The organism is Mycetocola sp. (assembly GCF_046716805.1).
In the GTDB taxonomy this organism is placed as follows: Bacteria; Actinomycetota; Actinomycetes; order Actinomycetales; family Microbacteriaceae; genus Mycetocola_A.
In genome coordinates this window covers 1-21,634 of record NZ_JBKJWH010000115.1, presented here as the reverse complement: position 1 = coordinate 21,634, position 21,634 = coordinate 1, and the positions used below count along the sequence as shown (strand labels likewise).

General features: G+C 65.5%; 19 protein-coding genes and 1 tRNA gene. 15 read left to right on the top strand and 5 right to left on the bottom strand.

Annotated features, from left to right (window positions below; all coding sequences use genetic code 11):
- Positions 1-370: 370 nt before the first annotated feature.
- The 3 genes from ACLQ62_RS09225 to ACLQ62_RS09215 all read left to right on the top strand — a co-directional run bounded on the left by ACLQ62_RS09225 (position 371) and on the right by ACLQ62_RS09215 (position 3,042).
- Positions 371-1,276 (top strand): MetQ/NlpA family ABC transporter substrate-binding protein, encoded by a 906-nt coding sequence (locus ACLQ62_RS09225; RefSeq protein WP_411721349.1) that lies wholly within the window; start codon positions 371-373, stop codon positions 1,274-1,276.
- A gap of 76 nt (positions 1,277-1,352) precedes the next feature.
- Positions 1,353-2,381 carry a methionine ABC transporter ATP-binding protein gene (locus tag ACLQ62_RS09220; protein WP_411721348.1) on the top strand — a complete coding sequence of 343 codons (1,029 nt, stop codon included), beginning with the start codon at positions 1,353-1,355 and terminating at the stop codon, positions 2,379-2,381.
- A 1-nt stretch (position 2,382) separates the two neighbouring features.
- Positions 2,383-3,042: a methionine ABC transporter permease gene (locus tag ACLQ62_RS09215; RefSeq protein ID WP_411721347.1), complete on the top strand. Its 660-nt coding sequence runs from the start codon at positions 2,383-2,385 to the stop codon at positions 3,040-3,042.
- Positions 3,043-3,044: 2 nt separating this feature from the next.
- Here ACLQ62_RS09215 and ACLQ62_RS09210 read toward each other — a convergent pair whose 3' ends face one another.
- Positions 3,045-3,545: a MarR family winged helix-turn-helix transcriptional regulator gene (locus tag ACLQ62_RS09210; RefSeq protein ID WP_411721346.1), complete on the bottom strand. Its 501-nt coding sequence runs from the start codon at positions 3,543-3,545 to the stop codon at positions 3,045-3,047.
- Positions 3,546-3,624: 79 nt separating this feature from the next.
- Between ACLQ62_RS09210 and ACLQ62_RS09205 the strand changes: the two genes are divergently transcribed.
- The 3 genes from ACLQ62_RS09205 to ACLQ62_RS09195 all read left to right on the top strand — a co-directional run bounded on the left by ACLQ62_RS09205 (position 3,625) and on the right by ACLQ62_RS09195 (position 6,226).
- A tRNA-Gln gene (locus ACLQ62_RS09205) sits at positions 3,625-3,696 on the top strand.
- A gap of 33 nt (positions 3,697-3,729) precedes the next feature.
- On the top strand, positions 3,730-5,211 hold the full coding sequence (glmU, locus tag ACLQ62_RS09200) for a bifunctional UDP-N-acetylglucosamine diphosphorylase/glucosamine-1-phosphate N-acetyltransferase GlmU (protein WP_411721345.1): 1,482 nt from the start codon (positions 3,730-3,732) through the stop codon (positions 5,209-5,211).
- 37 nt (positions 5,212-5,248) lie between these two features.
- Positions 5,249-6,226, top strand: coding sequence for a ribose-phosphate diphosphokinase (locus tag ACLQ62_RS09195; protein ID WP_411721344.1), 978 nt, complete (start codon positions 5,249-5,251; stop codon positions 6,224-6,226).
- Positions 6,227-6,416: 190 nt separating this feature from the next.
- On the opposite strand, the gene ACLQ62_RS09190 is transcribed toward ACLQ62_RS09195, so the two are convergent.
- The 4 genes from ACLQ62_RS09190 to ACLQ62_RS09175 all read right to left on the bottom strand — a co-directional run bounded on the left by ACLQ62_RS09190 (position 6,417) and on the right by ACLQ62_RS09175 (position 11,182).
- The gene (locus tag ACLQ62_RS09190) at positions 6,417-6,659 is read right to left on the bottom strand and encodes a hypothetical protein (RefSeq protein ID WP_411721343.1); all 243 of its coding nucleotides are present in this window, start codon (positions 6,657-6,659) and stop codon (positions 6,417-6,419) included.
- 102 nt (positions 6,660-6,761) lie between these two features.
- Complete coding sequence (locus tag ACLQ62_RS09185; protein WP_411721342.1) at positions 6,762-7,589, bottom strand: type II CAAX prenyl endopeptidase Rce1 family protein; 828 nt, start codon at positions 7,587-7,589, stop codon at positions 6,762-6,764.
- Between the two features lie 240 nt (positions 7,590-7,829).
- Entirely contained in the window at positions 7,830-9,287 is a 1,458-nt protein-coding gene (gndA, locus tag ACLQ62_RS09180) for an NADP-dependent phosphogluconate dehydrogenase (RefSeq protein ID WP_411721341.1), read from the bottom strand.
- Positions 9,288-9,445: 158 nt separating this feature from the next.
- The gene (locus tag ACLQ62_RS09175) at positions 9,446-11,182 is read right to left on the bottom strand and encodes a glycoside hydrolase family 3 protein (RefSeq protein ID WP_411721340.1); all 1,737 of its coding nucleotides are present in this window, start codon (positions 11,180-11,182) and stop codon (positions 9,446-9,448) included.
- 252 nt (positions 11,183-11,434) lie between these two features.
- Here ACLQ62_RS09175 and ACLQ62_RS09170 point away from each other — a divergent pair, with 252 nt between their 5' ends.
- The 9 genes from ACLQ62_RS09170 to ACLQ62_RS09130 all read left to right on the top strand — a co-directional run.
- Positions 11,435-12,286, top strand: coding sequence for a sugar phosphate isomerase/epimerase family protein (locus ACLQ62_RS09170; protein WP_411721339.1), 852 nt, complete (start codon positions 11,435-11,437; stop codon positions 12,284-12,286).
- Entirely contained in the window at positions 12,283-12,756 is a 474-nt protein-coding gene (locus ACLQ62_RS09165) for a Gfo/Idh/MocA family oxidoreductase (protein WP_411721338.1), read from the top strand. The genes ACLQ62_RS09170 and ACLQ62_RS09165 overlap by 4 nt, the downstream gene beginning before the upstream one ends.
- On the top strand, positions 12,753-13,802 hold the full coding sequence (locus ACLQ62_RS09160) for a Gfo/Idh/MocA family protein (RefSeq protein WP_411721337.1): 1,050 nt from the start codon (positions 12,753-12,755) through the stop codon (positions 13,800-13,802). The genes ACLQ62_RS09165 and ACLQ62_RS09160 overlap by 4 nt, the downstream gene beginning before the upstream one ends.
- Complete coding sequence (locus tag ACLQ62_RS09155; protein WP_411721336.1) at positions 13,799-14,965, top strand: Gfo/Idh/MocA family protein; 1,167 nt, start codon at positions 13,799-13,801, stop codon at positions 14,963-14,965. The genes ACLQ62_RS09160 and ACLQ62_RS09155 overlap by 4 nt, the downstream gene beginning before the upstream one ends.
- A 271-nt stretch (positions 14,966-15,236) precedes the next feature.
- A complete protein-coding gene (locus ACLQ62_RS09150) occupies positions 15,237-16,778 on the top strand; it encodes an ABC transporter substrate-binding protein (RefSeq protein WP_411721335.1) in 1,542 nt (513 codons plus the stop codon).
- Between the two features lie 93 nt (positions 16,779-16,871).
- Positions 16,872-17,813, top strand: a complete 942-nt coding sequence (locus ACLQ62_RS09145; RefSeq protein ID WP_411721334.1) for an ABC transporter permease — start codon at positions 16,872-16,874, stop codon at positions 17,811-17,813.
- Positions 17,810-19,636: a dipeptide/oligopeptide/nickel ABC transporter permease/ATP-binding protein gene (locus ACLQ62_RS09140; protein WP_411721333.1), complete on the top strand. Its 1,827-nt coding sequence runs from the start codon at positions 17,810-17,812 to the stop codon at positions 19,634-19,636. The genes ACLQ62_RS09145 and ACLQ62_RS09140 overlap by 4 nt, the downstream gene beginning before the upstream one ends.
- Complete coding sequence (locus ACLQ62_RS09135) at positions 19,636-20,499, top strand: ATP-binding cassette domain-containing protein (protein WP_411721350.1); 864 nt, start codon at positions 19,636-19,638, stop codon at positions 20,497-20,499. Before ACLQ62_RS09140 ends, ACLQ62_RS09135 begins: the two co-directional genes overlap by 1 nt.
- Positions 20,500-20,584: 85 nt before the next feature.
- On the top strand, positions 20,585-21,634 hold a 1,050-nt coding region (locus ACLQ62_RS09130; protein WP_411721332.1), incomplete at its 3' end, for a LacI family DNA-binding transcriptional regulator.

Sequence of the window (21,634 nt, the reverse complement as noted above, 5' to 3'; positions counted from 1 at the left end):
CGCGGGCGGGCCGCGCACCTTTCCCGACAACCCCCCGGTCTCCGCCCCGGGCGCTTCTTCGTTCCCGGATTCGTTGGCACGGAACATCCGAAATTCAGGACAATGCGATCAGAGCGGCTCTGCCGATCAGCGGCTGTCATCTCCCGAACTGGGACCCGAAGATTATGAGTGCGATCACGGGTTCTGCTGGAGAATCTGTGACGGAGTGTGACGGTTCACTTCGCATTCGAAAGATTTCCCAGCTATTTTGAGTATGTGCCTGCGCTGACGCGGCGCAGCCTCCCCTCCTTTCCTCCGGGAATCCCCGGTGATTGCGCTGCGCCCGCCCGCCGCCCACCGGCACGCCCAGCGTAAGAAGAAGGAATTCACCGTGAAGAAGTCATCCCTGAAGAAGAGCATCCTGGCCTCCCTGGCCGTCGTGCCGCTCGCCGCGCTGCTCGTCGGGTGCGCCGGAAACGCCGAAACGACCGGCGGAGCCGCCGAGAACGAGACCGTCCGTATCGGCGTCGTCGGTGCAAGTGACGAGTACTGGGAGACCTACGTCGAGGCTGCAGCCGAAGAGGGCATCTCCGTCGAGATCGTCGACTTCTCCGACTACAACCAGCCCAACCCGGCACTTGCGGAGGGCGAAATCGATCTCAACCAGTTCCAGCACATCATCTACCTCGCCGACTACAACGAGGCAAACAACCAGGACCTGGTCCCCATCGGAGCAACCGCGATCTACCCCCTCGGCCTGTACTCCAGCCAGTACACGGACGTGAAGGACATCCCCGACGGCGCGACCGTCGCTGTCCCGAGCGACCCGACCAACCTGTCCCGCGGCCTGCTCGTCCTGCAGTCGGCCGGACTCATCGAGCTGACGGACGGCGGAAGCGCCTACTCCACCCTCGATGACATCGACGCCGGGAAGTCGCGAGTCGAGGTCACCGAACTGGATGCCGCGCTGACCGCGACATCGCTGCCGGACGTGGCAGCGGCGATCGTCAACAACGACTACATCGCTGACTCCGGTCTCGACGCATCCGAAGCGATCGCACAGGACGACCCGTCCGACCCCAACGCCCTCCCGTACGCGAACATCTTCGCTGCGCGCGCCGAGGACAAGGACAACGCGACATACAAGCAGCTCGTCGAGATCTACCAGAACACCAAGGCCGTGACCGACGGAGTGGTAGCGAACGCCGGAGGAACGGCCGTCCTGCTCACCACACCGGTCGAGGAGCTCGAGAAGTCGCTCGCCACCGTTCAGAAGCAGATCGCCGAGCAGGGCTAACAAAACCACAACCGAGAATGCGGACGGCGCCGGGGGAGACCCCGGCGCCTGTTCGCGCCCACGGAGAAGGAAACGCATGAGCATCGTGACATTGACGGACGTCGTCAAGACCTACCCGCCCGCGCAAAAAGGCGGGGCGCCGGTCGTCGCGATCGACTCGGTCAGTCTGGATGTCGAAGAGGGGGACGTCTACGGCATCATCGGCTACTCCGGTGCGGGCAAGTCGACTCTGATCCGGCTGGTGAACGCGCTCGAGAAGACCACCTCAGGCAGCATCGTGGTGAACGGTCGTGACGTCACCACGCTCCGGGAGCGTGACCTCCGCGCGGTGCGCGGCGACATCGGCATGATCTTCCAGCAATTCAATCTCTTCAATTCGAAGACCGTCGCACGAAACGTGGCCTATCCGCTTGAAGTGGCCGGCCGGCCAGCAGCCGAGACCCAGCAGCGGGTCGCCGAGCTGCTCGACTTCGTCGGCCTCGCCGATAAAGCACGAAACTATCCCGACCAGCTCTCCGGCGGCCAGAAACAGCGCGTGGGCATCGCCCGCGCGCTCGCGACGTCACCTGCCCTCCTCCTCGCCGACGAGGCCACGAGCGCGCTCGACCCGGAAACGACCGGCGAAGTGCTCGCTCTCCTGGAACGCGTCAACCGCGAACTCGGTGTCACCATCATCCTGATCACGCACGAGATGGATGTGATCCGCAGCCTCGCCACCAAGGTCGCCGTGATGGACGGCGGTCGTATCGTCGAACGCGGCGATGTCTTCGACGTGTTCTCGAACCCGCAGAATGCGGCATCCGCCCGATTCGTGCAGACGGTGGTGCAGGGCATCCCGACCGCAGCCGAGGTCGAGGCCCTGCGCGCACGGCACGACGGCCGGATCGTGACGTTCTCGTTCCGCGACGGCGACAGTTCGCAGGCGCAGGTCTTCCTCGATCTGGCCGAGGCCGGCGTGCGATTCGAACTCGTGTACGGCGGGATCAACGACATCAGGGGCCGGGCGTTCGGCCACCTCACTCTTGCGCTCACCGGGGAGGACACGGCCATCGACGCCGTCCTTGCCCGCATCTCACAACGCTCACTCGTCACGGAGGCGAACTGACATGGACCGTCTCCTCGAGCTGCTTCCCGAACTTGGTGAAGCAACGGTAGAAACCCTCTACATCGTCGTCATCAGCCTGTTCTTCGGCGGGATCGGCGGGCTGGTCCTCGGACTGGGCTTGTACACGACCCGTGCGGGCAGCCTGTTCGAGAACCGGGCGGCGTTCACGCTGCTCAACATTCTCGTCAACATCTTCCGACCGATCCCGTTCATCATCTTCATCGCCGCCGTCCAGCCCCTCGCCCGGCTGGCCGTCGGCACCGGGATCGGCAACAGCGCGCTGATCTTCGCCATCTCGCTCGGTGCTGCTTTCGGCATCAGCCGGATCGTCGAACAGAACCTGTTGACCGTTTCGCCAGGCGTGATCGAAGCAGCCCGCGCTGCTGGGGCCGGTCCGTTCCGGATCATCCGCACGGTCATCCTGCCGGAGGCGCTCGGGCCTCTCATCCTCGGCTACACCTTCGTCTTCGTTGCGATCGTCGACATGTCAGCGGTCGGCGGATACATCGGCGGCGGCGGCATCGGAAACTTCGCCATCCAGTACGGCTACCGCCAGTTCAACCCGGCGGTGACCTGGGCGGCCGTGCTCGTCATCATCCTGCTGGTACAACTGGTCCAGTTCTCCGGCAACGCGCTGGCGCGCAAGATCCTGCGGCGCTAGGTTCAGCCCCGGTCGAAGCCCATGCTGAGTTTCCGCAGCAGGGCGGCGAGCTTCTGCTGGTCGGCCGATGACAACGCCGCCAGCATGTCGGCTTCGGCGTCGACCAGGCGGGTGATCGCGGCGTCGACCCTGGTCAGTCCGGTCAGGGTCATCACCACGAGGATGCCGCGACCGTCCCCAGGGTCCGCTCTCCGTTCGACGAGACCGGATGCGACGAGCCGGTCGATCCGGTTTGTCATCGTGCCGCTTGAGACCAGGGTCTCCCGAAGCAGCTGCTTCGGGCTGAGCGTGTACGGCTCGCCTGCACGCCGCAGGGCGCTCAGCACGTCGAATTCCCACGACTCCAGTTTTGAGCGTGCGAAGGCCGTCCGACGCGCCCGGTCCAGGTGGCGAGTCAACCGCCCGACCCGGGAGAGAACCTGGAGCGGGGCGAAGTTGAGGTCCGGCCGTTCTCGCTGCCAGGCCCCGACGATGCGATCGACTTCGTCGTTGTCTTCTGGCATGCGTCCATTATGGCGGCGTAACCGCGGCGATGCGTTCAGCAAGTATCTGGCAGACTGGACTACTGCACGCGAAGTGCGGTCCGCCTTAGTGTAATGGCAGCACGGCAACCTTTGGAGTTGTTCGGTCCAGGTTCGAGTCCTGGAGGCGGAGCGGAACGTCCCGGCTTCGGCCAGGGCGACCCGGATGTGGGCACCTCGCCCGATCGAATTCGTGGGGAGAATCGTGCCAGACAACAACCTTGCCATCGTGATCCTGGCTGCAGGCCAGGGAACGCGAATGAAATCCTCGACCCCGAAGCTGCTTCACCCGATCGCCGGCGTCCCGCTCGTCGGGCACGTCCTGGCAACGGCTCGCGCACTCGACGCCGCCCACGTTGTCGCGGTCGTACGCCACGAACGCGACCGGCTGGTCGAGGTCATCACCGGAGAACTGCCGGACAGCATCATCGTCGACCAGGATGAGGTCCCAGGCACCGGTCGTGCCGTCGAGCAGGCCGTCGACGCCCTTCCCGCGGATTTCGATGGCGACGTCCTCGTGGTGAACGGCGACGTCCCGCTCCTCGACGCCGACACCCTGTCGTCGCTCGTCGCCCGGCACCGCGAGGCGCGAACCGCTGCGACGCTGCTCTCCGCCGTCCTCGACGACGCCACAGGCTACGGTCGCATCATCCGTGGCGCAGCCGGTGGGCTCGACCGCATCGTGGAACAGAAGGATGCCTCCGATGAGGAGCAGGCGGTGCAGGAGATCAACGCCGGCGTCTACCTCTTCACGCTCGGTGCCCTCCGAGCCCAGTTGGCGAACCTCACAACCGACAACGCGCAGGGCGAGAAGTACCTCACCGATGTGGTGGAACTGCTCCGGGCTTCGGGTGGCGACGTCGCCGCGATCCCGGTTGCCGAACCGTGGCTCGTCGAGGGCGTCAACGACCGCGCTCAGCTGAGCGCCCAGGCCCACCGCCTGAACGCGCTCATCGTCCGCGGCTGGCAGATGGCCGGCGTCACCATCCAGGACCCCGCCTCGACGTGGATCGACCTCAAGGTCAGTCTTGCCCCGGATGTGACCGTGAAGCCAGGAACCCAGCTTCTCGGCGCCACCGCCGTCGAAACCGGCGCCATCATCGGCCCTGACACCACCCTCGTGGACTGTGAGGTGGGCGAAGGCGCCGAAGTGAAGCGCACAGACGCGACCCTCGCCGTCATCGGCGCCGGAGCATCCGTCGGGCCGTTCTCCTACCTGCGGCCAGGTACTGTTCTCGGCGCGGACGGCAAAATCGGTGCCTTCGTCGAGACCAAGAACGCCCGCATCGGCTCGGGGAGCAAGGTCCCGCACCTGTCATACGTCGGTGACGCCGTGATCGGCGAGCAGTCGAACATCGGCGCCGGGAGCATTTTCGCGAACTACGACGGAGTGAAGAAGCACTCATCCGTCGTGGGGTCCCACGTGCGGACCGGTTCGCACGGCGTCTTCGTCGCTCCGGTTAGGATTGGCGACGGGGCGTATACCGGAGCGGGAACCGTCGTTCGAAAGGACGTCCCGGCCGGAGCGCTGGCGATCACCGTCGCCCCCCAGCGGAACATGGATGGATGGACAGAATCCCACCGTCCAGGCACGGCGGCAGCGGAGGCTGCGGCTCGGGCCAAGCACACGTCCCCCGAAGAAAACTAAGCACTAACGCCGACCGTGTCGGCAGGAAGCAGGGCTCGTGTCGGGCATCAAAAGCAGCGGAGTGAAACGACTTGTCCTCGTGTCAGGGAGGGCGCACCCGCAACTGGCGCTCGACATCGCTGCAGAGCTCGGCTCCGAACTCGTTCCGACCGACGCGCGAACCTTCGCCAATGGTGAGCTCTACGCCCGCTTCGACGAGAGCGTGCGCGGAAGCGATGCGTTTGTCATCCAGTCGCACACCGCGCCGATCAACGAGTGGCTGATGGAACAGCTCATCATGGTCGACGCGCTGAAGCGCGCATCCGCCAAGCGCATCACCGTTGTCGCCCCGTTCTACCCGTACGCCCGCCAGGACAAGAAGGGCCGCGGCCGCGAGCCGATCTCGGCCAGACTCGTCGCCGACCTGTTCAAAGTCGCCGGCGCCGACCGGATCATGTCGGTCGATCTCCACGCCGCCCAGATCCAGGGCTTCTTCGACGGCCCCGTCGACCACCTGTTCGCGATGCCCGTGCTGCTCAACCACTTCCGCGAGAAGCTGGACCCGCAGACGCTCACCATCGTCTCGCCAGACATGGGCCGCGTGCGTGTCGCCGACATCTGGAGCGACAAGCTCGGCGTTCCGCTGGCGATCATCCACAAGCGTCGAGACCCGCTGGTGCCCAACCAGGTTTCGGTGCACGAGATCGTCGGGCAGGTCGAGGGGCGGGTCTGTCTCCTCGTCGACGACCTCATCGACACCGGCCGCACCATCGTCCGCGCTGCTGAGGCTCTCAAGGCCGCCGGTGCAATCGGTGTCGTGGTCGCGGCCACCCACGCCGTCTTCAGCGACCCGGCGACCCAGATCCTGCAGAGCGACTTCATCGACTCGGTCGTGGTCACCGACACCCTGCCGATTCCCGAGGAAAAGCGCTTCCCGAGCCTCACCGTTCTGCCGATCGCGCCGCTGCTTGGCCGCGCCATCCGTGAGGTCTTCGAGGACGGCTCCGTAACGAGCATGTTCGACGGCGCCGCATAGGCGAGGAGGACAGAGAAGAGGGCGGGATATCCCGACTATCCCGCCCTCAAAGACCCTCCGGAATATCCCGGCGTCCGGGTGCTCTCACTAGCACCTAAGCGGGGTAACTCGGGGGAGGATCTTCTACTGCTGAGGGTAAGATCGAACCCCTCCCCTGTACAGGGGGTTGACAGGTTCCGAATAAATGATCTCAGCGGTCGGAGAAGGTTCCGCCGTCGGACCCGGCGATCCTCGTGCTCTGCTCGATCAGCTCGTCCTCGGAGATCGCGATCCCGGCATCCGCGAACCGCTGCCGAAGCGCCTCGAGAACTTCGGCCTGGTCGTGGCCGGCGAGGTCCGCTTCTTCCTGCACCAGGATCCCTGCCACCTTGTCGTCGAGCGGCTGCGGGTGCTGGTCTTCCACTGGGGCGTCCTGGGTGCGGTCGTCGGTCATGAGAATCTCCTTCACGGTTGGCCTTCCATTGTGCCCTGCCCGGCATCCGTTACGGGCGCGCGGGGGCGATTCCCAGCTGTGGGATGCCGGTTCGGAAGCGACTCAGTAGAGGAAGATGTCCAGCCAGTCGCGGTTGTGCGCGTGCAACAGCACGAGGAACAGCACGAAGTCGAACAGCAGGTGAACGCTGACGATGTAGGACAACGATTTGGTCTGCTTGAAGATCCAGCCCTGGACGAGAGCGAACGGGAAGATGAGGAACGGGCCCCAGGAGTGAAACCCCAGTTCCCACAGGAATGAGGTGAAGAGCACAGCCTGGATGAGGTTCGCCTGCCAGTCCGGGAAGTGCCGGCGCAACAGGGTGAAGCACGTGCAGATGAAGAAGAGTTCGTCCCAGATTCCCAGGGCGTTGGTGCCGAGGAACAGCCGGCCGATGGACGCAGGGTCGGATGCCGCCGGCCAGTTCTCGAACACCCCGGTCGGGATCATGTACACCGGCAAGAGGAACCAGCCGAGGACCAGCACGGCGATCAGGTACCAGAGCTCAACCCGGGTCCAGCGCTGCCCGGTCAGCACCGGGAACCGGACGGCGTGGTCGCGGTACAGGAATCGGGAAACCAGGTAGGGCAGAATCACTGCCGCCGCGAGGGCGATACCCATCACCACCATGTGATCCCACGAGATGTCGGTGTTGATGTCGACGAGGCTGATGATCACGAGGCCTGCGCCGATAAGGAGCAGGTCTTTCGCCAGGGCCCGGTTGACGAGCCCAGCGGCGAGGAGGGCAGCGGCGAGCACCACGTACCCGCCCGGTCGCCAGTGCAGCCCGAAAAGCAGCAGGCCGGATGCCGCGAGGAGCGCGCCCGGCAGGAGGTTCCAGCTGACCACCCGGCGGGTGGCCGTCTGGGTCGTCGACAGGTTCGTTGTCATGGGTCCTTCCGGGTCTACGGGGATACTTCGAGGGTACCGGTCCGGGGCGAGTTGGCCGAGCGGCACGGAAGACTTCGTGGGGCGCGCGCTCAGCAGGAGTGACGGCTGTCAGACGGCCAGAATTTCCTGTCGGGCCTGCGAGATGCACAAAATGCCCTGTTGAGCGTCGGGGACGTACGCCCGGAGAACGGACAGGGCCCCCGTCGACGTGCGACGGGGGCCCGGGCAGTGCTGCGATGCCTAGTGGCTGTCGACGGCCTGTACCTCGCTACGGTCACCAGACCAGAGCGTGTGGAAGGTGCCCTCGGCGTCGATCCGCTTGTAGGTGTGCGCTCCGAAGAAGTCACGCTGGCCCTGGACGAGTGCTGCCGGCAGACGTTCGGCCCGCAGGCCGTCGTAGTAGGACAACGACGAGGAGAACGCAGGCGCCGGGATGCCGGACTGGGCGGACGCGACGACGACGCGACGCCAGGCTTCCTGGGCCCCGGCCATCGCCTCGGCGAAGTACGGTGCCGCGAGGAGAAGCTTGAGGTCGGGAACCTCGGCGTACGAGTCGGCGATCCGGTTGAGGAACTGGGCGCGGATGATGCAGCCGCCGCGCCAGATCTTCGACACGGCACCGAGGTCGATGTTCCAGCCGTGCTCGTCGGCTCCGGCCGCGATGGCGTCGAAGCCCTGCGAGTATGCGACGATCTTCGACGCGTAGAGCGCGAGCCGGACGTCTTCGATGAACGCGTCCGAATCCTCGACCGTCCAGTTCTCGCTCGGGCCGGGAAGGTCGGATGCCGCTGCGCGCTGCTCCGGGTGGGAGGAAAGGCCACGCGCGAAGACGGCTTCGGCGATTCCCGAAACCGGGGTGCCCAGGTTGAGAGCGGTCTGAACGGTCCAGACGCCTGTTCCCTTTGAGCCGGCCTGGTCGACGATGATGTCGACGAGGGGCTGACCGGTCTTCGCGTCGACCTGGCGGAGGACCTCGGCGGTGATCTCGATCAGGTAGCTCTCGAGTTCGCCACGGTTCCACTCGGCGAAGACCTCGGCGATCTCGGCCGGGCTCTTACCGGTGCCCCGGCGGATGAGGTCGTACGCCTCGGCGATGAGCAGCATGTCGTCGTATTCGATGCCGTTGTGGATCATCTTCACGAAGTGGCCGGCGCCGTCGGTGCCGATGTGGGTGACGCAGGGCTCGCCCTCTGCCACGGCAGCAATGGAGGAGAGGATCGGGCCGAGGGTCTCGTACGCTTCGGCTGATCCACCCGGCATGATCGATGGGCCCTTGAGCGCGCCCTCTTCGCCGCCGGAGATCCCGGCGCCGACGAAGTTGATGCCGGTCTCGCGAACGGCCTTCTCACGGCGGATGGTGTCGGTGAAGAGCGCGTTGCCACCGTCGACGATGATGTCGCCCGGTTCGAAGAGCTGGGTGAGCTGGTCGATGACGGCGTCTGTTCCCTTGCCTGCCTGCACCATGATGATCGCCGTGCGCGGCTTCTGCAGCGAGGCAACGAAGTCCTCGATCTTCTCCGACGCGATGAAACCGGCCTCGGGGTGCTCGGTGAGAAGCGTGTTCGTCTTCTCCCAGGAGCGGTTGTACACCGCCACAGTGTTTCCTTCGCGGCTGGCGAGGTTGCGGGCGAGGTTGGAGCCCATCACCGCCAATCCGACGACGCCGATGTTGGCCTGGGCCTTGGTTGTATCCGCCATGGAGATCTCCTCTTGTGGTCAGCGGTCAGAAGTCGGACAGTCCTCGAGAAGAGGAGCAAAGAAAAGCGGGGAAAGCACGGTCACCCGGGCCCGGCTTCGTGTACACGCTAGCAAACCGGGTCTATCCGGTTTCCCACGTGACGCCGGGCAGCGGAGGGTTAGAGCCGGGTTCCGAAGGTGTCGCACCAGACGTTCTCGTTGAACGTGCCGGTGAACTCGGAGAGGCCCTGGATTTTCTCGACGGTCGCGGCAATCGCTTCGCGGCTCGGGGCGTGCGCGTGGATCATCGTCTTGACCATGGGCACGTCGATGAGGTGGTTCGGCTGGGCGAGCGACACGAACACGGTGGGAATCTCGGTGACGTACCAGGGGATCTCAGCGGCCATCGGCGTGGACCAGGTGATGCGGATGCTTGCCTCCTGCGCGAAGCCCGTGACGTTGGCGAACACGATGGCGGCGTCATATTTCTCGGCGTAGTGCTCGTTGGCTTCATCCGCCATGACGGTGTGGAAGTAGACGTTCTCTTCGCCCTCGGCGGCGCGCTGCTTCGCGTTTTTGAAGACGTGCACCTCGAAACCGGCCTTCTCGAGTTCCTCGCGCGCCACCTCGAGGTAGCCGCTCGGGTCGGTGCCCGTGAAGTCCGCCTGGCCGCTGATCCCGTACAGCCGGATGCGCTTGTGCGTCTTTGGCGTGAGGGGGAGGTTGCCCTGGGTGTCCTTGACCAGGGTGACCGTCTTGTCGGCGATCTCAGCAGCGATGGTGTGGTGCTCGCTGCTGCCGATGACCGACAGCGCCTCTGGTCCCGGGACGAGTTCCTCGCGCGGGGTGACGTGCAGGCCCAGCGACGCCTTGAGCGCGAGGATGCGGAGGACCGCGTCGCGGAGGCGCTCTTCGGTGATCACGCCGGTGCGGTAGCCGTCGAGCATGTACCGGAAGTCTTCGTCCGCGTCGCGGAAGAACAGGAACATGTCGCACCCGGCGGCGATGGCGGCGGGGACAAGGTCCTTGCGCTTCATCGCCTGGGTCATACCGATCATCATCGACGCGTCGGTGAGGATCAGGCCGTTGAATCCGAGTTCCTCGCGGAGGAGGTCGTTGAGCAGCTCAGGGGCGAGTGTTGCCGGCAGGATGTCGGCATCCGTCATCCCGGGGCGGTAGTGCTTCGACAGCTCGGGGGCGCCGATGTGGCCGATCATGATCGACTGCACGCCGTGGTCGATGAGCTCGCGGTAGACCCGGCCGTAGCTGGCGTTCCATTCGTCATACCCGAGCGTGTTGTAGCTCGTGACGACGTGCTGGTCGCGTTCGTCGATTCCGTCTCCGGGGAAGTGTTTCATCGCGCAGACGGTGTTCGACTCGCTGATGCCGTCGAAGTATTCCTTGGCACGTTCGATGACGACATCCGGAGTGTTGCCGAATGAGCGGGTGCTGATGACCGTATTGCGCCAGTTGTAGTGGATGTCGACGATCGGGGCGAACGCCCAGTTGCAGCCCATGGCGGCGGTCTCGCGGCCGGCGACCCGGCCCATCTGGCGCGCGATCGACTTGTCGGGGTGTGATCCGGCCGAAAGGTGCGTGGCGACGAGGGTTCCGTCGTCCGCGCTGCCCGCGCCGCCCATCTCCGGGTTGGATGCCACGAGGAGCGGGACCTTCGCCTTCGACTGTGCGTAGCGGATGTGATCCTGAACGGTCTTCGAGTTCGCGCCCATGTACCGGATTCCACCGACGTGGAAGTTGCTGACGATGTTGTCGAGGTAGCCCTCGTCGAACGACACGTTGAGGTTGATGAAGAGCTGGCCGATCTTCTCTTCGAGCGTCAACGACTCAAACGTTTCCTCGACCCAGGTGACAGCGTCGTCGTCGAGGTGAAAGGGCTTCGCGCGAAGATCGACCATGAGGACATCCTTGTTGTCAGGGGAGTGCGGCGGGAGAACACACGCCGCTTCCCTCTATCAGACACCACCCCGGCGGCACTTGTCAACCGATTGCCAAACGGTCCGAGGGGTCGCGGCACGACGCGTTTCAGCAGGTTTTGGCAATCGGTTGCACGAGAAGCCGGACGCGCCTAAGCTGGGGCAATTACCTTGCGGACGAACTTCTCCGCCGAGGTTCCCAGCGACGTGAACAACGCAAAGGTGGCTTCTTTCATGACCCAGTCCAACGCTGTTACCTGGACCCTCTCTGGTTTCGGTGACGAGATCGACCCCGATCCCGCCGTGCAGGTCGCCGTGCTCAAGGCGCTCGGTGCGTCGCACATCGAGGTCCGCAGCGCGTGGGGCACCAACGTCGTCGATTTGTCGGACGACCAGCTCGACACCCTCACCGCCTTCCTCGCAAAAGAGGGCATGCGGGCATCCGCTGTCGCGTCGCCGATCGGCAAGGTCGACGTCTCGCTGGACCCCGAACTCGAGGTGGATCGGCTCCGCCGCATCATCCGGGTCGCCCACGCGCTCGAGACCCCGAACATCCGCATCTTCTCCTTCTTCCGTGGCGACGGCGTGTCCGTCGAATCGACCAGGGACGACGTGATGCTGCGGATGCGGCTCCTCGCCGACGAAGCGGAACGCGAGGGTGTCACACTGCTGCACGAAAACGAGAAGGACATCTACGGCGACACACCCGAGCGCGTGCTCGACCTCGTCGAGTCCGTCGGTTCCTCCGCGCTGCGGCTCGCCTGGGACAGCGCCAACTTCGTCCAGGTGGGTGTCGCTCATCCGCACGACGACGGTTACGCCATGCTGCGCCCGTACCTCGATTACCTGCAGGTGAAGGATGCGGTCGCCGCGACGAACACGGTGGTCCCTGCCGGCGAAGGCGACGGGCAGGTGCTGGCGACTCTCACGGCCCTTCGGGACGACGGCTACACCGGCTTCGCCTCCCTCGAACCCCACCTCGACGAAGCCCACGCGCTCGGCGGGTTTTCCGGGCCGACGGCGTTCGGTCAGGCAGCCCGCGCGTTCAGCGGCCTGCTCTCCGAGATCGGCGTGACCACGAAATGACCCCGGCCACCGTCGCGATCCTCGGCGCTGGGAAGCTCGCACGAACGCACGCGCGAGTCGTCGTGGCGCACCCCGATCTCCGGCTCGTCGCCATCGTCGATCCCGACGCCGCCTCCGGCGCCGCGCTGGTCGAGAGCATCGTCAACCGGTTCGAGGGGGAGCGCGCCCTCCTGTTCGCCGACCTGGACAGCGCCCTCGCGGCACTCGACATCGACATCGTGGCGATCGGTGAGGTCGCGGACTCCTCGGTCGCCGACGCCGCCCTTGCCGCAGGCAAAGTCGTCGTAGGCGGAGATCCGGATCCCGGCGGGAGTGAACACGGCCGATGGTTCGCGTTCGACGACGCGGCGTCCGCCGGGCGGCAGGGCATGGTGGACGCAGCCTTCGCCGACCACCTGCGCCAGTACGAGAACGTTCTCAGCAGCATCGGCCGCGGTCCGGCCGCCGCCATGGCAGGTGCAGACGCATGACCGGGTATCGTGCAGCGATCATCGGATGCGGGGACATCTCGGCGCTGCACCTCGCCGCGATCGCGACTCTCCCCGACACCGAACTCGTCGCGGTCTGCGACACCGATGAGGGCCGGCTTTCCGCTGCAGCAACCGGGAACGACGTTCCTGGGTTCGCCGACCACCTCTCGCTGTTCGAAAGCGTCAGGCCGGACGTCGTGCACATCTGCACCCCGCACTCCACCCACGCGGCGATCGCTGTCGACGCACTTGAGCGCGGCATCCATGTCGTGTTGGAGAAGCCCGTCGCCCACACCCGGGACGAAGCCGCGCGACTCGTCCGCGCCGCCGAGGACAGCACAGCAAAGATCGCGATCTGCTTCCAGAACCGTTACAACGCCCCGGTGCGGGCCGCGCACGCGGCGCTCTCCTCCGGGGCGCTCGGCCGTGTTCTCGGAGCCTCCGCCACAGTGCTCTGGCACCGCACGGCCGCGTACTACCTCGATCGCCCGTGGCGGGGCCGCTGGTCCACAGGAGGGGGTGGGCTCCTGATGAACCAGGCGATCCACACTCTCGACCTCGTCCAGTGGCTCGTCGGCCCCGTCGCATCCGTGCAGGGCAGCGCCAGCACCCGATTCCTCTCGGACGTCATCGAGGTCGAGGACACCGCCGAAATGGTGCTCACCCATGAGAACGGCGCTCGGAGCGTCTTCTACGCCACCCTTGCCAACGCCACCAACGCCCCGGTGGACATCCAGATCGTGACGGAGAAGGCGACGCTTCACCTTCGCGGCGACCTCACTCTCACGCACGCCGACGGCACGATCCAGACGGTGACCGAAACGGTGGCGACGGGGGAGCGCGCCTATTGGGGGGTCTCCCACGAGCTGCTCATCCAGGACTTTTACTCCACCCTCACCGGGGACGGCGACTTCTGGATCGATCCCCGTGCGGCTCGTGCCTCGTTCGACATCATCCAGGACGTTTACGACCAGTCCTTCCCCGACCGCGCCGACCTCCTCGGCTCAGCAATCCACGACAGCACAGAACGGAACCCTCAGTTATGACGACAAAAGTCCGCCTCGGAATCATCGGGCTCGGCGCCCAGGGCTCGATGTACGCGAAGTTCATCGCGGACGGCCTGGTGCCCAACATGGAAGTTGCGGCGATCGCCGACCACAACCCGGAGAAAGCGGCCGTCGCTGCCGAAAACTACCCGGACGCCGTCTTCTTCGAGGACTACCTTGAGCTGCTGGAGAGTGGCACCGTCGACGCCATCGTCACCTGCGTGCCGCACTTCCTTCACCCGCAGATGGGCATCGATGCCCTGCAGCGAAACGTCCACGCCCTCGTCGAGAAGCCCGCAGGCGTCTATACCAAGCAGGTCGCCGAGCTCAACGCCTTCGCTGAGTCGAAGCCGGAGCTGAGCTTTGGGATCATGTTCAACCAGCGGAACAACCCGCTCTACATTCGGCTCAAGGAGATCGTCGACAACGGCGAAATCGGCAACATCCTTCGGACGAACTGGATCATCACCAACTGGTGGCGGCCGCAGGGATACTACGACCAGAGCGCCTGGCGGGCCACCTGGGGCGGCGAAGGCGGCGGCGTCCTCGTCAACCAGGCGCCGCACCAGCTCGACCTGTGGCAGTGGATCTGTGGAGTCCCGAAGTCCGTGTACTCGAAGGTGGCATTCGGCTACCGCCGCAACATCGCCGTCGAAGACGAGGTCACCGCTCTCGTCGACTACGGCAACGGCGCCACCGGCGTCTTCGTCACGGCGACACACGAGCTGACGGGAACCGACCGGTTCGAGATCGTCGGGGACCAGGGCAAAATCGTCGTGGAGAACAGCAAGACGGCCACCGTCACCCGGCTCAACCGACCGGAACGCGAGCTGTCCGAGAGCATGGACATGGACGACGTCAAGAAGCTCTTCATGGGCCAGCTCAACGTCGCGGAGCTGTACACCCAGGAGACGATCGAATTCGATTCCCCGTGGGGAGCCCAGCACGCCGGTGTCCTCGAGAACTTCGCCGCGAACATCCTGGACGGGACGCCGTTGCTCGCCCCGGGCTCTGACGGCATCAAGGGCGTTCGCCTCGCGAACGCCATCCACCTCTCGGCATGGACGGGCCAGGAGGTCTCCCTCGACTTCGATGAGGACCAGTTCCTCGCCGAGCTGAACTCCCGCATCGCCGAGGAAGGCACCTTCCCCGAGCGCAACTGATTTGCCACAAATGGCCCCGTCGCATGCGCGGCGGGGCCGTTCTGTGTTGAGGGCAACAATTTGGCAACAGCTGCAACCGCTTGTGGTGACGTAAGTGCCGCCAATTACCGGGAATTATTACGCTGTGGTAACGGATCATCGGCAATTTTTGACAATCGGTTGCCAGGGCGTGAGAGTTTCTGTAATCTGAGATCCAGCGAAGCACGCTTCGCCCCCTTAGAGCCGGATGTCCATCCGGTCGTCACTGCAAAGATGCACACAGGAGCCAACAATGAAGTTCGGTAAATCTCTGAAGGTCGCTGCATTCGCAGCCGGGGCGGCAGTGCTGCTCACGGGTTGCGGCGCCGGCGGCAACGCCCCAACCGGTGGCGACGGCAAGACCGCCGCCCGCGGCGGAACGCTCACCATCGGCGCCGTCGTCGACATCCCGTCCTGGGACCCCAGCCAGGCACACGTCGGCCACGCACTCCAGCCGTACCAGGCCGCATACGACTCGCTTCTCCTCCGCGAACCGGACGGCAAGCTGAGCCCGATGCTCGCCACCAAATGGGAGTACGACGAGGCACTCACGAAGCTCACCATGGATCTTCGCACCGACGTCACCTTCAGCGACGGTGAGAAGTTCACCCCTGAGGTGGTCAAGGCGAACCTCGAAGGTTTCAAGGCTGCCAACGGTCGCCAGGCCGCGCAGGCCTCAGCGCTGCAGTCGGTCACGGTCGTCGACGAGGACACCGTTGACATCACGCTCAGCGCACCCGACCCGGCCTTCGAGTACTACCTCAGCCAGGCCGCCGGGCTGATGGGCAGCCCCGAGGCCCTCGGGACCGACGAGATCGCCGCCAACCCGGTCGGCACCGGCCCCTACGTGATGGACGCCAAGGCATCCGTCGTCGGCTCGCAGTACACCTTCACCGCTCGTGAGGACTACTGGAACAAGGACCTGCAGAAGTTCGACAGCATTGTCTTCAAGGTACTGACCGACGTGACCGCCCGCGCCAACGCCATCGTCTCAGGACAGGTGGACGCCACCCTCGTCGACGCCCGCTCGGCAGCACAGGTCGAGGGTGCCGGGCTCACGCTCAGCGACAACCAGGTGGACTGGAGCGGATTTTTGCTCCTGGATCGTGACGGCAAACTGAACCCCGCGCTGGGCGAGCTGAAGGTTCGCCAGGCCATCAACCACGCACTCGACCGCGAAACCATCCTCGAAGAGCTCCAGCTGGGCTACGGCACAGCGACGAACCAGGTCTTCGGGCCGGACAGCGGCGCCTACGTCGACGAACTGGACGAGATGTACCCGTACGACCCGGCGAAGGCAAAGAAGCTCCTTGCCGAAGCGGGATACGCCGACGGGTTCGAGCTCGCCATGCCGTCCTTCGTCGGACTCGAGGCAACAGTCGCGATTCTCACCCAGCAGCTCGCGGACGTCGGCATCACTCTGAAGGCCGAGACGGTACCGCCGGCCAACATCGTCTCCGACATCGCCGGCGGCAAGTTCCCTGTGGCGTACTTCTTCCTCTTCCAGGGTGAGCCGTGGGTCGCCATCAACCAGATGATCTCCACCGAGGCCCTGTACAACCCCTTCGACACGACGAGCCCCGAGCTGCAGGAAATGATCGACGCTGTCCGCACGGGCGGTGACGAATCGGGTGAGCTGGCCAAGGAGGTCAACCGCTACGTCACCGAGAACGCCTGGTTCGCTCCGATCTTCCGGGTCGACCAGATGTTCTTCATCAACGAGAAGAAGATCACCTCGACGCCGCAGACGCAGCAGGCGGTCCCGTCCATCTACAACTTCGCCCCGGCGAACTAACACAGCACCATCCGCGCTCCTTGACAGCGCAGGGGCGGATGCCTCGGCATCCGCCCCACCCCCAGATTTTCAACCACTTTGCAACGGAGCAGCATGGTTCCCTTCATCCTCAAGCGCCTCGCCGCCGGGATCGTCCTCCTCGTGGCGATCAGCGTCCTGACGTACACCCTTCTGTATTTCTCGAGTGCCAACATCGCGCGGAACATCCTCGGCGACCAGGCGACCGACGAGCAGATCGCGCTCAAGGAGACCGAGCTGGGCCTCGACCAGCCGCTCTTCGTCCGATTCTTCGACTGGGCGGGTGCGGCGATCACCGGCGACCTCGGCCGTTCCTGGTTCAGCGCTGAGACGGTCGGGGCGGCACTCGTCAACCGGCTCCCGATCACCCTCACCCTCGTGATCGTCGCCATCCTCCTCACCGCCGTCATCGCGACCGCGCTCGGCATGGCCGCCGCGGTGAAGCGCGGCACGGTGGACAAGGTCGTGCAGATCGGCGCCGTCATCGGAGACGCCATCCCCGGTTTCGTCCTCGCCATCATCCTCGTCACGATCTTCGGCATCCAGCTCGGCTTCTTCCCCGCGATTTCCACGATCAACCCCGGCTCGGGCGCAGACGCCTGGATCGCGTCGATGACCCTCCCGGTCATCGCCCTCACCATCAACGCCGTGACGTCGGGTGCGCAGCAGATCCGCAGCGCCGTCATCAAACAGCTCGAGAAGGACTACGTTCGCACGCTCCGCAGTCGCGGCATCCCCGAACGGGAGATCCTTTTCAAGCACGTTCTCCGCAGCGCCGCGCCCGCCGGCCTCACCGTCCTGAGCCTGCAGTTCATCGGCATGCTCGGCGGTGTCGTCATCATCGAATCCATCTTCGCCCTGCCCGGAATGGGCGCACTCGCCGTCAGCGCGACAAGCCTCGGCGACATCCCTCTCGTGATGGGGGTCGTGCTCTACACGGTCGTCATCGTCATCATCGTCAACCTGGTCGTCGACCTCATCAACGGCTGGCTCAACCCGAAGGTGCGTGTCTCATGACCCAGCCCGTCGAAATCTCCGGCCAGGCCGGCACCGTCGTCCGTGCGCACGTTTTCCGCCGCATCCTGCGGAACCCGCTGGGGCTGTTCGCCCTCGCTGTTCTCGCTCTCATGATGCTCGTGGCCGTCTTCGCGCCGCTGATCGCTCCGTTCGACCAGAACTTCGCGACCATCACCAACACGCTGGCCCCTCCTGGCGGTGAGCACCTGCTCGGCACGGACAGCGCAGGTCGAGACATCTTCAGCCGGCTGGTCTACGGCGCCCAGCTCACCCTGCTGTCCGCCCTGCTCTGCGCCGCCGTCGCGATCGCCATCGGACTGCCGGCAGGCCTGATCGCCGGCTACTACGGCGGCGCCTTCGACCAAGTCTCGAGCTGGTTCGCCAACATGCTGATGAGCCTCCCCGGCATCATCGTCCTCCTCTCCGTCCGCGCAGCCTTCGGCCCGTCGGTCTGGACGAGCATGATCGTCTTCGGCATCCTGATCAGTCCCGGGTACTTCCGACTCACCCGCACAGCGGTGCAGTCCGTCCGCAACGAGTTGTACGTCGATGCAGCTCGGGTCGCCGGACTCAGCGACCTGAGCATCATCACCAGGCACATCTTCAGCGTCGTCCGGGCCCCGATCATCATCCAGACCGCCATGGTGTGCGGTGTGGCGATCGCCATCCAGTCCGGACTCGAGTTCCTCGGTCTCGGCGACCCGACCGAGGTGACCTGGGGCGTCATGCTCAGCGAAGGTTTCCGCAACGTCTACCTCAACCCGCTCATGCTCTTCTGGCCCGGCCTCGCCATCGGACTCACCATCGGTGCGCTCGTGCTGCTCGGGAACGCGGTGCGCGACGCGCTCGAGGACGCCCAGAAGATTCCGAAGCTGAAGAAGGCGGCCGCGGACGTAAAAGCCGTACTCGCCGATTCCCCCGCACCACGCACCGGCAAGCTCCGCAAGGTCGCCGCAGACGTGGAGGCCGGCACCGAGAAGCACCTCCTCAAAGTGAACCACCTCGCCGTCGGTTACCCGCAGGCGGACGGGTCGATCAAAAAGGTCGTCGACGACGTGTCGTTCTCGCTCGATCGCGGAGAAGTCCTCGGCATCGTGGGGGAGTCCGGTTCCGGCAAATCCCAGACCGCGTTCTCCATCCTCGGACTGCTGCCCGACACCGCGCGAATCGTCGGAGGCAGCATCCAGTTCGACGGTAAGTACACGGTCGCCCCCGGCGAGGAGACGGTTCACCAGGACCGCCTTCAGCCACTCCGCGGGAAGCGCATCTCCTACATTCCCCAGGAACCGATGTCCAACCTCGACCCGGCATACACCGTCGGTTCCCAGCTGGTCCGGCCCATGGTCAAGATCCTCGGAATTTCCAAGGCCGAAGCCAAACGGCGGGCACTCGACCTGCTCAAGAGTGTCGGAATCGTCAACCCGCAGCGGACGTTCGACGCCTACCCGCACGAAGTGTCCGGCGGAATGGCACAGCGTGTGCTCATTGCGGGAGCGATCAGCTGCGAACCGGACCTCATCATCGCCGACGAGCCGACGACGGCTCTCGACGTGACGGTCCAGGCCGAGGTGCTCGACCTCATCCGCGACCTTCAGAAGCGACTGGGCGTCGGGGTCATCCTCGTCACCCACAACTTCGGTGTCGTGGCCGACCTCGCTGACCGCGTCGTCGTGATGAAGAGCGGCCGTGTCGTCGAATCCGGCGACGTGCGCGAGATCCTCCGCAATCCGCAGGACCCGTACACGCAGACGCTGCTCGGCTCGATGCTCGAGGGCAAGACGCCGATGACCATGCTCACGACGACCGGAAAGGACGGTGCATGATGGGCGAGAACCTGCTCAGGATCGACAGCCTCAACGTGGAGTACCCGGGGAAGGGGTTCCGGGCGAAGCCGTTCCGTGCCCTCACCGACATCAACATCGCGATCGGCCAGGGAGAAACGCTCGGCCTGGTCGGAGAGTCGGGCTCAGGCAAGACCACGCTCGGCCGGGCGGTTCTCGGCCTCGCGCCGGTCACCGCCGGGTCGATCACCTTCGAAGGCAACGACATCAGCCACGCGTCGCGCAAACAGCGGCGGAAGCTGAGCCGTGACCTGCAGGTCGTGTTCCAGGACCCATACACGTCGCTCAACCCGTCACTCGAGATCGGCGACATCCTGGCCGAGCCGCTCGGGGTGCAGGGCGTCGGCAAGGCCGAGGCGCGCAAACGCGTCGGCGAGCTCCTCGATCAGGTCGGGCTCCCATCGGATGCCGCCTCCCGGCTTCCGCGGGAATTCTCCGGTGGGCAACGCCAGCGGGTAGCCATCGCCCGGGCGCTCGCCCTGTCGCCGAAACTCATCGTCTGCGACGAGCCGGTCTCGGCACTCGACCTCACGACGCAGGCCCGCGTGCTCGACCTCTTTCTGCAGATCCAGAAGGACACCGGTGTCTCCTACCTGTTCGTGTCCCACGACCTCGACGTCGTCCGCCACATCAGCCACCGGGTCGCCGTGATGTACCGCGGCGAGATCGTCGAGCAGGGCGAGGCGGGAGAAGTCACCGTGACCCCGGAACATCCGTACACCCAGCGCCTGTTGCTGGCGTCGCCTGTGCCGGATCCGGATCGCCAGGAGCAGCGGAGAGCCAACCGACACCGGCTTCTCGCAGAACAGCGAGAGCAGGACCTGCAGGCCGGTGTCGCGGCGTGATCGGCGCTGACAAGGTGCGATACCTTGGACCCTGGCCATCACGGCCAACCGCAGACGGCGTGCGAGCGCCCGGAGGAGTACGAACATGTCGAGCGACGCCGTAGCCGCAGAGCCCGTACCCCCGGTGCGGACGCGCGGCCCACGCGGAGGTAAGTCCGCGCCGACGATCTACGACGTCGCGAAGCTGGCCGGAGTGAACCCGTCCACCGTCTCACGCGCCCTCAGCCAGCCAGGGCGCATCAACATCAAGACCGAAGAGCGCATCCATGCCGCCGCAAAGGAGCTGAACTACCGGCTCAACCCGATGGCAAGGGCGCTGCCCACCGGACGCACCAACACCCTCGGGCTTCTGCTCGCCGACATCACCAACCCGATGATTTTCGGGATCGTCCGCGGAGCGGAGCATGCCGCCGCAGCGCAGGGCTACACGCTCGTGATCGCTGAGTCACAGGAATCGGGCGAGGTCGAGGCGACAACGGCGGAACGGATCCAGCCCTCCGTCGACGGGCTCATCCTTGGCACCACCCGGCTGAGTGACGAACAGGTCCAGCGTCTCGCTGAGTCGAAGCCCCTCGTTCTGATCAACAGGGACGTCGAGGGGGTTTCAAGCATCCTGCCCGACGTCTCGCCGGGGATCGAGGAGGCCGTCGCCCACCTCGAGTCCTTCGGGCACACCCGCATCGCGTACCTGTCCGGTCCGGCGAACTCCTGGATGAGTGCCACCCGCTGGTCGGCCCTGCTCGAGCACGCCCTCGCCCGTGGGATGTCGATCGTCGAGATCGGGCCGGGTGTGCCGACCCTCGACGGCGGACGAGCGGCGCTGTCCCGGGTGATCGCCGCAGGCGTCACCGCTGTCGTCGCGTACAACGACCTCATGGCCATCGGCCTTCTCCGGGCGGCAGCGGAGCAGGGTATCGATGTTCCCGGTCGGCTGAGCGTGATCGGGTTCGACGACATCTTCGGCTCGGACTTCACCTCGCCAGCACTGACGACCGTGCGTACGCCGCTTGCCCTCGCCGGTGAGCGCGCCGTCCGGCTCGCGCTCGAGATGCTCGGCGCAGACGACGCTCCAGCGCCAGGCGATGACGAGGCGATCGTCACGTCGCTTGTCGTCCGCGGTTCGACGGGGCCGAGC

Coding starts and splice junctions, on each gene's coding strand:
- ACLQ62_RS09220 (WP_411721348.1), top strand. CDS start 1,353: ATGAGCATCGTGACATTGACGGACGTCGTCAAGACCTACCCGCCCGCG.
- ACLQ62_RS09215 (WP_411721347.1), top strand. CDS start 2,383: ATGGACCGTCTCCTCGAGCTGCTTCCCGAACTTGGTGAAGCAACGGTA.
- ACLQ62_RS09210 (WP_411721346.1), bottom strand. CDS start 3,545: ATGCCAGAAGACAACGACGAAGTCGATCGCATCGTCGGGGCCTGGCAG.
- glmU (WP_411721345.1), top strand. CDS start 3,730: ATGTGGGCACCTCGCCCGATCGAATTCGTGGGGAGAATCGTGCCAGAC.
- ACLQ62_RS09190 (WP_411721343.1), bottom strand. CDS start 6,659: ATGACCGACGACCGCACCCAGGACGCCCCAGTGGAAGACCAGCACCCG.
- ACLQ62_RS09185 (WP_411721342.1), bottom strand. CDS start 7,589: ATGACAACGAACCTGTCGACGACCCAGACGGCCACCCGCCGGGTGGTC.
- gndA (WP_411721341.1), bottom strand. CDS start 9,287: ATGGCGGATACAACCAAGGCCCAGGCCAACATCGGCGTCGTCGGATTG.
- ACLQ62_RS09175 (WP_411721340.1), bottom strand. CDS start 11,182: ATGGTCGATCTTCGCGCGAAGCCCTTTCACCTCGACGACGACGCTGTC.
- ACLQ62_RS09170 (WP_411721339.1), top strand. CDS start 11,435: ATGACCCAGTCCAACGCTGTTACCTGGACCCTCTCTGGTTTCGGTGAC.
- ACLQ62_RS09165 (WP_411721338.1), top strand. CDS start 12,283: ATGACCCCGGCCACCGTCGCGATCCTCGGCGCTGGGAAGCTCGCACGA.
- ACLQ62_RS09160 (WP_411721337.1), top strand. CDS start 12,753: ATGACCGGGTATCGTGCAGCGATCATCGGATGCGGGGACATCTCGGCG.
- ACLQ62_RS09155 (WP_411721336.1), top strand. CDS start 13,799: ATGACGACAAAAGTCCGCCTCGGAATCATCGGGCTCGGCGCCCAGGGC.
- ACLQ62_RS09150 (WP_411721335.1), top strand. CDS start 15,237: ATGAAGTTCGGTAAATCTCTGAAGGTCGCTGCATTCGCAGCCGGGGCG.
- ACLQ62_RS09145 (WP_411721334.1), top strand. CDS start 16,872: ATGGTTCCCTTCATCCTCAAGCGCCTCGCCGCCGGGATCGTCCTCCTC.
- ACLQ62_RS09140 (WP_411721333.1), top strand. CDS start 17,810: ATGACCCAGCCCGTCGAAATCTCCGGCCAGGCCGGCACCGTCGTCCGT.
- ACLQ62_RS09135 (WP_411721350.1), top strand. CDS start 19,636: ATGGGCGAGAACCTGCTCAGGATCGACAGCCTCAACGTGGAGTACCCG.